Consider the following 14,683-nt stretch of genomic DNA (forward strand, 5'->3'; position numbering starts at 1 on the left):
GATTAACTAGGAGGTGATTTTTTGAGAGATATTAATTATAAGGATTTAAATAGAACTGATAAGATAGAAAGACAAAAAGAAATAGTAAAAGTTTTTTTAAAGTTAGGAAGTCTAGCTTTCGGAGGTCCTGCTGCTCATATTGCGATGATGGAGGAAGAAATAATAGATAAGAGAAAATGGATAACTAGGGAAAAATTTATGGACTTAATTGGAGCAACAAATCTTATACCTGGACCAAATTCAACGGAACTTGCAATTCATCTTGGATATGAAAGAGGAGGATTATTAGGATTATTGTTAGCAGGGACATTTTTTATTTTTCCTGCAATGGTTATAGTTCTATTGTTTGCAATAACCTATGTGAAATATGGTAGTATTCCTCAAGTAGGATCTATACTTTATGGAATGAAGCCTGTTATTATGGCCATTATCTTACAAGCCTTATATAGATTGGGAAAATCAGTAATAAAAAATAAAATTTCTTTAGTCCTTGGATTATTTACGATAGCCGTATATTTATTGGGAATAAAAGAGATACCTTTATTATTTATTTCTGGAATTATTATGATGATTATGCAAAACAAGGAGAAACTCAAAAATAGGATGTTTGGAATAGGAATATTGCCTTTGTATTTAGTATTTTTTATCTTTTTAAAGATAGGCTCAGTTTTATATGGAAGTGGGTATGTACTTTTGGCATTTTTAGAAGCAGAGTTTGTAGAAAAATTAGGACTGCTTACAAATCAGCAATTACTTGATGCAGTTGCAGTAGGTCAATTTACACCGGGGCCAGTATTTACTACAGCTACATTTACAGGATATTTGTTAAGGGGCATACCAGGAGCTATATTGGGCACTATAGGAATATTTCTTCCGTCATTTATACTGGTTTGGGCATTAAATCCTTTAATACCAAAATTAAGAAGTTCTTCTTGGATATCTGGAATGCTGGATGGTATCAATATAGCCTCCTTAGCATTGATGGCTACCGTAAGTTTTAAATTAGGTATATCCTCCTTGACTGATGGATTAGCTATTATAATATTTATAGTATCATTATTTTCTTTGATTAAATTTAAAATAAACTCAGCATGGATTATCGTTGCAGGAGGATTAGTAGGTTGGATAAGTAGTTTGATTTAATGTACAGGAGGTCTAAAAGTGAAAAAGGTATATGAATTTGAAGCTGAAATAAAGAAAGTTCCTGATATTGATGGTGCATATATAGAGATACCCTTTGATGTAAAGGTTGAGTTTGGAAAGGGTCGTGTACCTGTTACTGCTACATTCGATGGAGAACCATATGAGGGCAGTCTTGTGAGGATGAAGACTCCATATCATATAATCGGTATCAGAAAGGATATCCGAGCAAAAATAGGCAAACAACCAGGAGATACGATAAAGGTTACTTTAGTAGAAAGAGATGTAAATAAGAAATAAAATAAATGTAAAACACATATATAAATCAGTGGAGAGGACTCCACTGATTTATATATGCATTCTTTTACTCATCTCTATTTTTATATTCTTTCCCTGAAAAATAAATACAGCTGATAAGGATATAATGCTTAAGGATACACATATTATTGTTGGATATATAATCTTTATCCAACCAAATATCATAAATAAAGCGGGAATTATGCCGAATAATCCATCTATTAAAGCATAAGTAATATAATCTCTTACGCTTAGTTTCATGATCTTTGCTGTTACATACATAACTATCATAGCAGCCACACAAGCAATAGGGATTACGTAGTTTAAGGACCAGCCTCTCCAGCCTGTTTCCCAGTCCCAGAAAATGGCTAACAACGATATAATTGCAACTTGACGTACAATTTTTTTAGGTATATGATATCTTTTTTGTATAATAGAAATTAATCCTAGCCACATACTAAGCAGCCCAAATACTAATAATAGTGGCCAATTTATATCAGAGGGAAAGAGTATATTGATTGCAAAGCTAATTACTACGGCTGCAATAGAAATAAAAATCATTATTTTAATGGCTAGATGACTTTCATAATAAGGAGGTATTCTAGGAAAAATATCCTCATCTTTATGAGTGATATTAGTATGTGGTAAGATATTACCACATAAGGTGCATTTTTCTCGATTTTCCCGTATATAGAGTCGGCAGTGAGTACAATATTGCATGGTATTTTCCTTCTTTCTAAAGATTTGATGTGATTTCAATTTCAACTCCCTTTTGTGAAAGAAACTGAAAAAATGTTTTTTGTATATCGGTTTCTTCAAAGGGTGATGTAAAGCTAATGACAATTCTGTCTTCATAGGTACATAAGGTTATCAGAGGTCTTCTAGCACTGACGCAAATACTAAATTGTCGTATGTAGTTATTAAACTCTGAAGGCATGATGATCTTCCCAATATTTGAAATAGATGATGTTATCTTCCTATCATTTAGCCTATTGGCTATACGAAGAACATAATCCTTAATGGGTAGGGGAATCACCCTTGTAAGTAGATTTTTTTCTAAGGACATAAAGTGATTCAGCTGTTTATCTAACTGCTCCTTGGTCAATCCTTTCTTAAAACTTTCACTTACACTCTGAATTATTTCTTCAAAATCAGGACTGCTATTATTAAATTGATAACTAATATTCATAGTACTAAAGAAATTTCTAGCTGTGGCTGATTCATAGTATTGCCTTAAATTAATCGGAACAGATAAAACCACAGGTCTTTTTTTCTTATTAGCAGGCATTTCCTTATAAATAGAATAAAGGAGTAGGGATGTCATAAATATTGTTAAAGTAGTATTATATTCATGAGCTATATCTAAAACAGCCTTTACGGACATAGACCCTTCAATTAGTTTCATTCTGTTTTCTGCTATTCTATTTCCTTTAATATGATAAGCAGGTCGAGATTTTTCTTTTTTCTCTTTTTTGTTTTTGAGTTTTTGACTAGGATTATCTTCTTTATTATAATTCTTGCCAAAACTATCATCCATCTTTTGACTTATTGATGCTTTGAAGTTTAGTTCAGGTATCCTATCTCCAAATATATCTCCATATCTAATAGTCATATAATGATATATAAGTGTCTCCATAAACCAAATAACACCTGCACCGTCAGTAAGAGAATGAAAAATTTCCACATTTATTCTTTTCCTATAGTAAAATACTCGAATTAATAAGTTTCTTTGATTTTTTATATAAAGAGGAGCACAAAGTGAATTAGACTCTAATTCCACTTTAGGATTAGTATCTGTGGATTCGAAATAGTACCAAAAGGCTCCTCTTCTTAAGACAGATTTATATAGTGGAAAGCTCTCAATAGTTAAATCTAAAGACTTTTGCAAAATCTTTGGATCAACATCTTCATATAATTCACAGGCAAGTCTAAAAACCTTAGTATCCTTATTATTGGCAACTGCAGGAAAAAGTTTTGATGCATTATCAAGTTTAGTCCAATTTACTTCTTTTTGCTGTTTCATAGTACTTCCTCACTTCAATAATTTTTATCATTTAAAAATAAGTTTATAATCTCATAACATTTATCAGTATCATCTGAGCTTAGGGGATTTGAAATAAAGCCATGAAGAGCGTCTTTCATTCTATATATCTTCACATCATTGCCAAACTGTTGCAGCTTTATTCCGTAAGCTTCTCCTTCATCTCTAAGTGGGTCAAATTCTGCTGTAACAATTAATGTCTTAGGCTGATTTGAGAGTTCTTTAGCTAATATTGGTGCTACATATGGATTTAATCTATCCTCCTCATTTTTGACATATAAATCCATATAGTCCTGTATTCGCTTTGAAGTCATTATATAATCTGTTCCATTTTCTTTTACAGACGGATAAGGAGAACTTTCGCTATGATCATAATTTGTAGCAGGATATATTAAAATCTGTTTCTTAGGTAAGAATTCTCCACGATCTCTTGCCATAAGTGAAACTACTGCCGCCAAATTACCTCCAGCACTATCACCGATTAATATAATATCCTCTTGACTGCAACCAAGTATTTCAGGTTGGGAGAAGATCTCCCTAGCAGCATAATAACAATCCTCTACCCCCGCAGGAAAAGGATTTTCTGGAGCTAAACGATAATCTACTGAAATAACAATATGGTTAGTTTTATTAGCCATATTTGCACATACATTGGTATAGGAATCAATATTTCCAGTAACCCATCCACCGCCATGAAAGAAAATCAGAACCTTAGAAAGCGGATTGGCTTTAGGTATAAAAACACGCACTGGAATTTCTCTATCGTCTACCATGATTTTGTGATCCAGCATTTTGTAAATTGGTTCCGATGGCGGATTCAATACATTTAGTATTTTACGATATTGCTTATAATATTTCTTTAAACTTATATGCGGAGCAGATATAATTTTTAGAGCCCATTTTTTTAGATTATTCATATAGTTAAATTCTCCTTATCTAGTACAGATAACTGATATTTACTTATTATATATTATAATACCCATAGTGGGTCAATACTTTTCTTTTATAAAATAAAAAGGTGATCTTATTGACCACCTTCTATAAAAAATATTTTATATAGCATTATTTATGGCTTCTATTAATATCTTTTCTACCTCCCTAGCTACATCTCCGAGATCATCATAGCCTGCCATACCCATTAATATCTCTGGTCTTGCAGTTCCTATTCTTACAGTTCCATCCTTTTCGTATACTACCATTTTACATGGCAGGAAATAACCCATTTCAATATGCTTAGTAAGTACTTCATTAGCCTTATGGGGATTGCAAACTTCCAGAATCATAAAATTATTAGGGAAGTCAATTCCGTGTTCATTCATCTTATCCTTAAAGTTTAATTGCCATAGTACACCAAACTTTTTTTCCTTGAGGCTTTCCGTTATACTCCTTATAGCTTCATCAAAGGATTTATTTGTAACCTTTTCATATCTTAACTCCATTTTAATACACTCTCCTCTAAATAATTGTAAAAGGTATATACCCGCGCAGGGTATATGCTAAACGTTAATTATTATAGAGTTATTTTATCTAATATATAGAATAATATTTATACTATTCTATATTGCTACGCCATTCCTTTAATATTAGGGTACGGGATTTTTGTAATACAGCTGGGTCATTTTCAGCCATTTCTTTAGCCTCTTCATAGGAATTAGCTTTATAGATTACGAGTCCCCCACTATGATCTGTAAAAGGACCTTTAGCAAATATTTTACCTTCATCGATAAATTTTTGAAGATAAGCTTTATGTATGTCTAGTATTTCACTATCTTTTTTTGCATCGATGGTTTCTAATATAGCAGCATATAAAATCATTTTTCTCACTCCTTATAAATTTTTACTGATAGTTTAAATTAGTACTTTACTAAGTATTATACATATAATTTAAATTGTTGATATGTATAATTTCTCTAAAAGATCATTTATAGGGATAGATTATCTTAAGTTTAAATAAGCTAATAGTAGGTAATATGCTATATTTCACAAAATCTTGGGTATAGATAAATACATAGAGAAAAATAGGAGGGGTTATATGAAGAAGGTTATTTTATTTTTAGCAGAGGGTTTTGAAGAAGTAGAAGCCTTAACAGTAGTTGATTATCTTAGAAGAAAGGATATTAACGTAGATACCGTTTCTATTACTGAAGATAATGAAGTAAAGGGAGCACATGAAATTGTAGTTCTTGCAGATAAAACTATAAATGACATTAAAGATATAGATGATTATGATGCTGTAATTATTCCCGGAGGACTACCAGGTGCTACAAATCTTAGGGATAATGATAAAGTGATTGATGTAGTAAAGAAAATCAATGAAAATGGGAAGCTTACAGCTGCTATATGTGCAGGACCAATAGTTCTTGAAAGAGCTGGCATAATAAAAGATAAAGAAATCACATCATATCCAGGGTTTGAGGATGATTTAAAGAATGGAGTTTATATTGAACAAAATGTGGTGAGGGATGGAAGTATCATAACAGCAAGAGGACCAGCATTAGCTGTAGATTTTGCCATAGAGATAATTAAATACTTATTAGGAGAAGAAAAATCCGAGGAATTAAAGAAGGATATATTATATAAAATCTAAAGTTAAATTATAGTAGGGTTATCATGTGGTTGTGGATAATTATTCTATTAGGATATATTCCAGTGATTTATAAATTAAATAGACGAATATCGGCGTTAGAAGATGAAATAAGAGACCTTAAGAAATAACTTAAAATTGGTAACAATAGTTACCGATTTTTTTTGTTTTCAGAGTTATAATAAATTTATACAATGTCGGGAAAGAATTTTAGGAGGAATAAAATGAATAAATATTTTGATATAAAAGATAAAGTATATGACATAACGGAAAAATATCCAGAAACTATAGATATATTTGTAGCCAACGGTTTTGAGCAACTGGGCAATGAGAAAATGAGAAAGATAATGGGCAAGACAATTTCTTTAGAAATGGCTTGCATGACTAAAAAGGTCAATGTAGAATTATTTACTCAAAAGCTAATAGATGCAATAGAGAGCAATAGAATGTCCGTAGACTCAGCCTTAGCCGCGCCAAATCAAAATAATGGCGGAGATATAAAAATAGAAGGGGTTCTTCCTTGTCCTGTAAGAGTCCCATTATTAGAAGGTTTTAATGCTTGGATGGATGAAAATAAGGATAAGTTTGATTTTAAAATTGATTATGAATTAAAGTCAGCAAATTTGGGAGTGGATTGGATAAAGGAAAGGATAGAATCAGATAATGAAGATTCTCTATCGGATTTATTTATGTCTGCTGGATTTGATTTATTTTTCGATAAGGGATTAATGGGAAAATTTAAAGCTAGAGATATATTTGAAGATATTACAGGCTTAGACAAATTAAATAAGGATTTTGATAATGAAGAAATAGATCTGAAAGACCCACAGAAACAATATTCAGTAATAGCAGTAGTTCCTGCCGTATTTATGGTAAATACTGAAGAATTAGGAGATAGAAAGATGCCTAAGTCTTGGGCAGATTTGCTAAAACCAGAGTTTGAAAACTCAGTATCATTACCTATGAGAGATTTTGATTTATTTAATGCAATATTATTAAATATATATAAGAATTATGGTGAAGAAGGAATAACCAATCTTGGAAAGACGTTACTTCGAAGTATGCATCCAGCTGAAATGGTAAAATCCCATACCAAAAAAACTAATTCAGGGATACCGACTGTGACAATCATGCCATATTTCTTTACTAAGATGGTGAGAAATGAATCACCTCTCAAGCCTGTCTGGCCAGAGGATGGAGCTATAATTAGCCCAATATTTCTATTGGCTAAGAAGAAAACTAAAGATAAAACCAAACCATTTGTAGACTTTTTCTTCTCTAAGGAAGTAGGAGAGATTCTTTCAACCAATGGAAAATTTCCTTCAACTAATCCAGAGGTGGATAATGAACTATTTTCTACTCAAAAATTTATGTGGCTTGGTTGGGATTATATAAATAATCATGATATTGGTGAATTAATAAGAAAATGTGAAAAAATATTCCATGATGCAGTAAAGGAGGAATAATATATGAATTTAATTGTATTTTCAGGTCCCCCATCATCAGGAAAGACCTCAATAATATTAAAAACAATAGAAGCACTAAAACAAAGAAAGATTTCTGTAGGAGTGGTTAAGTTTGATTGTCTCTATACAGATGATGATATATTATATGAAAAGGCTGGAATACCAGTGAAAAAAGGGCTTTCAGGTGCCCTTTGTCCTGACCATTTCTTTGCATCAAATATTGAAGAAGTAGTAAAATGGGGAAAACAAATGGAATTAGATATGTTAATTACTGAATCAGCTGGACTTTGTAATAGATGCTCCCCATATATTAGAAATATAAAAGGTGTTTGTGTTATAGATAATCTTTCTGGGATAAATACACCAAAGAAGATTGGACCAATGTTAAAATCCGCAGATATAGTGGTTATCACTAAGGGTGATATAGTATCTCAGGCAGAAAGAGAGGTTTTCGCCTCAAAGGTAAGTTCAGTAAATCCAAGGGCTACTACTATGCATATTAATGGGCTCACAGGTCAAGGAGCTTATGAATTAAGTACCTTATTATTTGACGAGGAACAAAAGATAGATTCCGTGCAAGGAATGGAACTAAGATTTCCAATGCCAGCAGCCATGTGCTCCTATTGTCTAGGAGAGACAAGGATAGGAGAGGCATATCAAATGGGAAATGTAAGAAAGATGGAATTAGGTGATGATTATGAGTAATTTGACTATAGGACAACTTGAAGCAAAATATCCCTTTGTAGTTAGCTATTTTGAAGAAAACAAATTGGATACTACAGATTATAAGGATAAAACTTTTGAGGAATACTTAGATAGTTTTAGCCAAGAGGATATAGAAAACTGGGCTATAAATAAAGAAAAATTAACATCAGACTTAGAAATCTTTATAGAACAGATGAAGGAATTCTTAGGTATAAAAGAAGATGCAAAGGTGAAATCCTTGACTATATTATCTGGTCATAATAAATCAGGAGATAAAGAGGGATTTAAAGAATTAACTATAAATAAATCGGAAATAGTTTCCATAGTAGGCCCTACAGGCTCAGGAAAATCAAGGTTATTAGCTGATATAGAGTGGACTGCCCAAAGGGATACCCCTACAGGCAGAGGAATATTAATAAATGGAGCGATGCCCGATAAGAAATGGAGATTTTCTTCTAATAACAAATTAGTAGCTCAGCTCTCGCAAAATATGAACTTTGTAATGGATCTTACAGTTAAGGAGTTCTTAGAGCTCCATGCACAGAGCAGATTAGTTCAAGATGTGGAAGAGACAATAAAGAAAATAATCAGTGCGGCCAATAATCTTGCAGGTGAGAAATTTGATTTAGAGACTCCAGTGACATCTTTAAGTGGTGGACAATCAAGGGCTTTAATGATTGCAGATACAGCAATACTTAGCTCTTCACCGATAGTATTGATAGATGAAATTGAAAATGCAGGAATAGACAGGAAAAAGGCCTTAGAGTTGTTAGTATCTGAGGATAAAATAGTTCTTATGGCTACACATGATCCAATATTAGCTCTTATGGCTGATAGAAGAATCGTAATTAAAAATGGTGGTATAGATAAGATAATTGAAACTAGCAATGAAGAAAAAGAATTACTATTAGAGCTTGAGAAAATGGATAATATCATTCAAGGAATGAGAAATAGACTTAGAATTGGAGAAGTTTTAACAATGCACAATGCACAATTAAGACCAAAAGAATAATTTGTTTTTTAATCTTTTTAATTGTGAACTTAAGTAGGGAACCAAAATCATGGTTTTTGATTTTGTGTTCATCACTTAGCTACTGATATTTGCCCCGCAGGGTATAATTCAGTAGTCCTTTAGGGTTTGTTTATCTAGTGAATTGTGAACTGTGAATTAGACAGAAAGGGGAATATAAAAATGCATGATGGATGTACAGGTACTTTTGAAAATGGAAAGATGGTAGTAGATAAAATAAGAATGATGGGATTTAACACTCGTCCAATGCCGCCAGGAGTTATTATAAAATGTATAGAATGTGGAAATGAATTTGAAATGACTCATCTAGAAACAAAATGCCCTTAAAGTATACTTTAAGGGCATTTTTAATTAAGTTATTACTTACTATTTTCAGCTTTGCTTTTTGAATGTAATTCCGTAACATTATTACTTAGCATCTTACAATTGCCATCAAATTTAGCATTTTCATGAACTACAAAACTAGAGACTTGAATATCTCCTATTAATGTTCCCGTAGGAAGAATGACAAGCTTTGTTTTTGAGTCAACATTTCCATGTATAGTTCCTGCTAAGGATATATCATTGGCCTTTATGTTTCCATAGACCTTTCCAGTTTCACCTACAACAATATTTCCCTCATAGTTTATATCACCTTCAATAAAACCATCAACTCGAAGATTTCCCTTACCTTCTATTTTTCCAGTAATTTTAATATTTTCACCTATCAAAGAATCTAAATCTTCAACAATAACATCTTCCTTTTTTTTAAACATCTTTATCCCCCTCAGATTCTAATCTTTTAGTACATCAAATGGATTTATAGGATTATCATTTTTGTGGATTTCGAAATGCAGATGGTTTCCAGTAGATCTTCCTGTTTTACCCATTTCAGCAATCAATTGACCTTTGTCCACTTTATCGCCGACAGAAGCTAATAAATCATTATTATGAGCATATAAAGTTTTGTATCCGTAGCCATGATCGATAATTATAGTTTTTCCATATCCGCCTTTTCGCCCTGAGAAGATTACAGTACCTTTTGCAGAAGCTATAATATCTGTCCCCTTTGAGTTTGCAATATCAATACCTTGATGAAATTGAATTCCTCTCCCAAAGGGATTTTTCCTATTGCCAAATTTTGAAGTAAGTTTTCCTGATGTAGGCATTGAATCAGGGACAGATTCTAAATAAGCAAATCTAGCCTCTAAGTCCTCTATAAAGACCTCTAGTTCCAACTTCTTATCCTCTAAAACTTCTGTCAATATATCCATTTCCATCTCAGGAGCTAAATCCTTAAGAGATATATCTGGACCTGATTCCCCGCCTTTAGAGGGACTGCTGACACCAGCCATTTTTTCTAAAGCCCTTTGTAATTCATCAATTTCCATAAGCTTATTTTCAACTTGTATTGTCTTATCTTGTAATTGTTTATTTTGCGATTTAAGATCAGCCAATTCCATATCTTTTTTTCTATTTTCTTCTTCTAAGTCATTAATAATAGAAGATTTACTATTAGCTTCCTTTTTTAAACTTAGTTGATATGTAGTGTTTCTACTAATATAGAGCAATAAGACTATAATGAAAGCAGAGGATAGAGATAATAGGGCTTTAGGCATCCACCTAGGTATTACCAATTTTCTAACCTTTTCTGTATGAGGTACTATCATTATGCAAATCTTTGAGTTATCTTTACTATTCATATCTTTCTCCTTTGTCTATAAATATTAAATAGGTAAAGTACATACTTAAATATTTACTTGACATTAATTGTATCATATTTGGATAAAAATGGAAATTATAAATAAACTTAAGATTTTTTTCATTCCGTAACATAGGTTACCGAATAAGTTTTAAAACAGATATATAATATCAGATATAAGGTAAGAACAATAAAGTGTAACAAGCACTAATAATATAAAATAGGGGGAAAGAAAAGAATGAGTATGTTTTGTTATCAATGTCAAGAAGCTGCGGGAGGAAAAGGATGTACAAAGGTAGGAATGTGTGGAAAGACAGCTGATTTAGCGGCATTACAAGACTTAATGATCTATGCAGTAAAAGGTATTTCAGTGTTAGGCGTAAAGGCAGACGAAGCAGAAATTCAAATTCCAGTACTAGATAGGTTCTTAATAGACAGTTTATTTATGACTATTACAAATGCTAACTTTGACAAAGAAAGATTCTTTAAGAAGATTAAAGAGGCATTAAAATTAAGAGATGTATTAAAGGTTACTTTGACTGAAAAAGGTATAGAATTAGGCGACTTAGCAGATGCAGCAACATTTACAGTTAATTCAGATGATGAAATAGTATTTAAGTCAACTAGTCAAGAAGTAGGTGTACTTGCTACAGAAAATGAAGATGTAAGATCATTGAGAGAATTAATTATCTATGGAGTTAAGGGAATGGCAGCATATGCTGAACATGCAAGTAATTTAGGATATGAAGATCCAGAGATATCTAAATTCATTAGAAAGGCAATGGCTGCAACATTAGATAATAGTTTAACAGCAGATGATTTAGTAGCATTAACAATGGAAACAGGTAAATATGGTGTAGATGTAATGGCATTACTTGATAAGGCTAATACTTCTACCTATGGAAATCCAGAAATAACAGAAGTAAATATAGGTGTTAGAAATAATCCAGCAATATTAGTATCAGGTCACGACTTAAAAGATTTTGAAGAATTATTAGAACAAACTAAAGGCTCTGGAGTAGATATCTATACTCATGGTGAAATGCTGCCAGCTAATTATTATCCAGCATTTAAGAGATACGATCACTTTGTAGGGAACTACGGAAATGCTTGGTGGAAACAAAAAGAAGAATTTGAAAAATTCAATGGAGTTATATTATTTACAACAAACTGTATAGTACCGCCAGCTGCATCTTATGCTGATAGAGTATATACAACAGGTGCGTCAGGTTATCCAGGATTTAAACATATAGCAGACAGAGTAGACGGAAAGCCTAAAGATTTCTCAGAATTAATCGAGCATGCAAAGAGATTGCCGGCTCCAACAGAAATAGAAACAGGTAAAATCGTAGGTGGATTCGCTCATGCACAAGTATTTGCATTAGCAGATAAAGTTGTAGATGCAGTTAAATCAGGAGCTATAAAGAAATTCTTTGTAATGGCAGGTTGTGATGGAAGACAAGGAAGTAGAAATTACTACACTGATTTTGCAGCAGCACTTCCAAAAGATACAGTAATCCTTACAGCTGGTTGTGCAAAATATAAATATAATAAGCTAAATCTAGGAGATATAGGTGGAATTCCAAGAGTATTAGATGCAGGACAATGTAATGACTCCTACTCTTTAGCAGTTATAGCTCTTAAACTAAAAGAAATATTTGAATTAAATGACATAAATGAATTGCCAATAGCATATAATATAGCTTGGTATGAACAAAAGGCAGTAATAGTATTACTTGCACTATTACACTTAGGTGTAAAGAATATTCACTTAGGACCAACATTACCAGCATTCCTTTCACCAAATGTGGCTAAAGTATTAGTAGATACTTTTGGAATAGGAACAATATCAAATGTAGAAGATGATATAGCTATGTTCATGGGAGCATCCATGGAAGCGTAATATAAATAACTCCTCAGCCATTATGGTTGAGGAGTTAAATTTTTTAAGTATTTTGCCATGTCCCATCATCAGTACATACTACCTCTGACCCGTCTTCCATTTTTATTATCGAGCCAACAGCATGCCTCGTACCTGCATATATGCAGAATGCATCCTTTGCAGCATTTCCAACTGGTGCTTTAGAAACAGGTTTAACATTATTTGGGGCAGAAATTATATTTATGCTAATATCGTCTTCTTTTCTATTATCCATCTTATCCGTCATAGTATCATTCCTTTCGTATAACTGATTTTATTTCTACTTTTAAGTCAATAGTATTATTCTAATCCAAATTTGAATAAATATTCTATATATAATTCTCAGTCTCTGGTCCATCAAATATAGCTAAAGGATTAGCAAATATTTTTGAAATTAGGATTTATAAAAATTTCCATTGACTTCATTATGATGCTATGGTAGAATGATAAAAATTAAGTTAAATCTAATGCGTAGAAGTAGTAGTTAAATCAATATGGTTTTAGAGAGTTGGCGTAGGTGAAAGTCCAATACCAGAGGTTTAATGAATGGATCTACAAGGAGTTTGGTGAAATGATTTTTATCAGAGTAGCTAATACCGGGGGTTTCCCGTTATAGAAACAGGATATATAGCAATGCTACGTATCTATTGAGTGAGATTATCTAATGATAATCTAATTAAGGTGGTACCGCGAAATACTAGTCTTTCGTCCTTTCATGGATGAAGGACTTTTTTTTATGACCTAACTTAGCGAACGATAGTAAGCTTTAGTAGGTCAAACGCAACGAGAACCAAATTCATATGAGCGTAGCGAGTAAATGAATTTGTGTTTCGAGACTGCGTCAGATTGCCTAATCCAATGAACGAAGTGAATAGCAGGTAGGTCAAACGCACCACTCGCTTCGCTGTCCGTTTTGTCTACAATTCGCTACGCTTATTGGACAAAAAGGCAACGAGCACCAAATTTATGCGACTGATAACGAGTAAATAGATTTGAGTTGCGAGATTGCGTATTATAATATAAAGGTGGTGAAATAGAATGTTGTGAACAGAATTAAGTGATTGGAAGAATAAAAATAAAACTAAAAAAGGAGAAAGATATTATGAAATTAAAAAACAATATTTTTACAACATTGCTATTAGCCATAGGTCTTATTATGCATCAAATTACACCAGGGATACTAGGAGGTATGAAATTTGACTTCTTATTGATATTTATGTTTGTATCCCTTCTATTAAACACTAAATTTGAAAATGCCATGTTAACAGGAATATTAGGTGGTTTACTTTCAGCTATGACAACATCTTTTCCAGGAGGACAGATACCTAATATATTAGATAAGTTAATAACCTGCCTAGTATTATTTGTTTTAATAAAATATCTTAGTAAGATTAATATTAATTTTTTAGTAGTAGGATTATTAGGAGGAATTGGAACCTTTATTAGTGGTATGGTATTTCTAACTTCAGCTGCTTTTATTTCTGGCTTGCCAGCGCCTATGAGTGCACTGGTAATAGGGATAGTTATCCCTACAACTTTAGTAAATACAATAGGTACAGTTTTTATATATAGATTAGTCAAAATGGCAATAAAGAGATCAGGAATTCTTATTAGCTGAGATATAAAAGAAACTGACTTTCACTCTGAAGATAGAGTTGGAGTCAGTTTCTTTTATTTAGTATATAATACTTTTAGAGGTTTAATTATATATTTGGGTATAATTAAAAGATATAGTATAATTATCAAATATATTATTATAAATCGGCTCTGTAAACTAAATATGAAAAAATAGTACAATATCTTCATAGAATTGCTCTA

Annotated in this window: 17 protein-coding genes and 1 other annotated feature; of the genes, 9 read left to right on the plus strand and 8 right to left on the minus strand. The window is 32.2% G+C overall.

Features of this window, described 5'->3' with window-relative positions; translation table 11 throughout:
- The first annotated feature begins 21 nt into the window (after positions 1-21).
- Both RDK80_RS13250 and RDK80_RS13255 read left to right on the plus strand, forming a co-directional pair.
- Complete coding sequence (locus RDK80_RS13250) at positions 22-1,143, plus strand: chromate transporter (protein WP_308524530.1); 1,122 nt, start codon at positions 22-24, stop codon at positions 1,141-1,143.
- An 18-nt stretch (positions 1,144-1,161) separates the two neighbouring features.
- Positions 1,162-1,440 (plus strand): DUF1905 domain-containing protein, encoded by a 279-nt coding sequence (locus RDK80_RS13255; protein WP_216559425.1) that lies wholly within the window; start codon positions 1,162-1,164, stop codon positions 1,438-1,440.
- 48 nt (positions 1,441-1,488) lie between these two features.
- Here the strand turns inward: RDK80_RS13255 and RDK80_RS13260 are convergent, their stop codons facing one another.
- From RDK80_RS13260 to RDK80_RS13280, 5 genes are all read right to left on the minus strand, one after another.
- The gene (locus RDK80_RS13260; RefSeq protein WP_201259871.1) at positions 1,489-2,196 is read right to left on the minus strand and encodes a DUF6320 domain-containing protein; all 708 of its coding nucleotides are present in this window, start codon (positions 2,194-2,196) and stop codon (positions 1,489-1,491) included.
- Complete coding sequence (locus tag RDK80_RS13265; protein ID WP_308524531.1) at positions 2,174-3,460, minus strand: hypothetical protein; 1,287 nt, start codon at positions 3,458-3,460, stop codon at positions 2,174-2,176. The genes RDK80_RS13260 and RDK80_RS13265 overlap by 23 nt, the downstream gene beginning before the upstream one ends.
- 14 nt (positions 3,461-3,474) lie before the next feature.
- Entirely contained in the window at positions 3,475-4,395 is a 921-nt protein-coding gene (locus RDK80_RS13270) for an alpha/beta hydrolase (RefSeq protein ID WP_308524532.1), read from the minus strand.
- Between the two features lie 135 nt (positions 4,396-4,530).
- A complete protein-coding gene (locus RDK80_RS13275) occupies positions 4,531-4,917 on the minus strand; it encodes a DUF302 domain-containing protein (protein WP_256313028.1) in 387 nt (128 codons plus the stop codon).
- Between the two features lie 112 nt (positions 4,918-5,029).
- A complete protein-coding gene (locus tag RDK80_RS13280; protein ID WP_216559419.1) occupies positions 5,030-5,293 on the minus strand; it encodes a YciI family protein in 264 nt (87 codons plus the stop codon).
- A gap of 217 nt (positions 5,294-5,510) precedes the next feature.
- Between RDK80_RS13280 and RDK80_RS13285 the strand changes: the two genes are divergently transcribed.
- The 5 genes from RDK80_RS13285 (at position 5,511) to RDK80_RS13305 (ending at position 9,590) form a co-directional block, all read left to right on the plus strand.
- Complete coding sequence (locus RDK80_RS13285; protein ID WP_216559417.1) at positions 5,511-6,065, plus strand: DJ-1 family glyoxalase III; 555 nt, start codon at positions 5,511-5,513, stop codon at positions 6,063-6,065.
- A gap of 221 nt (positions 6,066-6,286) precedes the next feature.
- The gene (locus RDK80_RS13290; protein ID WP_216559415.1) at positions 6,287-7,528 is read left to right on the plus strand and encodes an ABC transporter substrate-binding protein; all 1,242 of its coding nucleotides are present in this window, start codon (positions 6,287-6,289) and stop codon (positions 7,526-7,528) included.
- 3 nt (positions 7,529-7,531) lie between these two features.
- Complete coding sequence (locus RDK80_RS13295; protein ID WP_216559413.1) at positions 7,532-8,233, plus strand: GTP-binding protein; 702 nt, start codon at positions 7,532-7,534, stop codon at positions 8,231-8,233.
- Positions 8,226-9,245: an ATP-binding cassette domain-containing protein gene (locus tag RDK80_RS13300; RefSeq protein WP_216559411.1), complete on the plus strand. Its 1,020-nt coding sequence runs from the start codon at positions 8,226-8,228 to the stop codon at positions 9,243-9,245. The genes RDK80_RS13295 and RDK80_RS13300 overlap by 8 nt, the downstream gene beginning before the upstream one ends.
- A gap of 180 nt (positions 9,246-9,425) precedes the next feature.
- A complete protein-coding gene (locus RDK80_RS13305) occupies positions 9,426-9,590 on the plus strand; it encodes a hypothetical protein (RefSeq protein WP_308524533.1) in 165 nt (54 codons plus the stop codon).
- Between the two features lie 32 nt (positions 9,591-9,622).
- On the opposite strand, the gene RDK80_RS13310 is transcribed toward RDK80_RS13305, so the two are convergent.
- Entirely contained in the window at positions 9,623-10,018 is a 396-nt protein-coding gene (locus RDK80_RS13310; protein WP_094901876.1) for a polymer-forming cytoskeletal protein, read from the minus strand.
- A gap of 18 nt (positions 10,019-10,036) precedes the next feature.
- Complete coding sequence (locus RDK80_RS13315) at positions 10,037-10,945, minus strand: M23 family metallopeptidase (RefSeq protein WP_216559407.1); 909 nt, start codon at positions 10,943-10,945, stop codon at positions 10,037-10,039.
- A 237-nt stretch (positions 10,946-11,182) separates the two neighbouring features.
- Between RDK80_RS13315 and hcp the strand changes: the two genes are divergently transcribed.
- Positions 11,183-12,847: a hydroxylamine reductase gene (hcp, locus tag RDK80_RS13320; RefSeq protein ID WP_308524534.1), complete on the plus strand. Its 1,665-nt coding sequence runs from the start codon at positions 11,183-11,185 to the stop codon at positions 12,845-12,847.
- A gap of 43 nt (positions 12,848-12,890) precedes the next feature.
- Here the strand turns inward: hcp and RDK80_RS13325 are convergent, their stop codons facing one another.
- The gene (locus RDK80_RS13325; protein ID WP_246565789.1) at positions 12,891-13,112 is read right to left on the minus strand and encodes a hypothetical protein; all 222 of its coding nucleotides are present in this window, start codon (positions 13,110-13,112) and stop codon (positions 12,891-12,893) included.
- Positions 13,113-13,323: 211 nt separating this feature from the next.
- Positions 13,324-13,581, plus strand: a binding site (T-box leader).
- Between the two features lie 386 nt (positions 13,582-13,967).
- On the opposite strand from RDK80_RS13325, the gene RDK80_RS13330 reads away from it, so the two are divergent.
- Complete coding sequence (locus RDK80_RS13330) at positions 13,968-14,483, plus strand: tryptophan transporter (RefSeq protein ID WP_216559405.1); 516 nt, start codon at positions 13,968-13,970, stop codon at positions 14,481-14,483.
- The last annotated feature ends 200 nt before the right edge of the window (positions 14,484-14,683 follow it).

The sequence above is a fragment of the uncultured Tissierella sp. genome, assembly GCF_902479755.1.
GTDB lineage: Bacteria > Bacillota > Clostridia > Tissierellales > Tissierellaceae > Tissierella > Tissierella carlieri.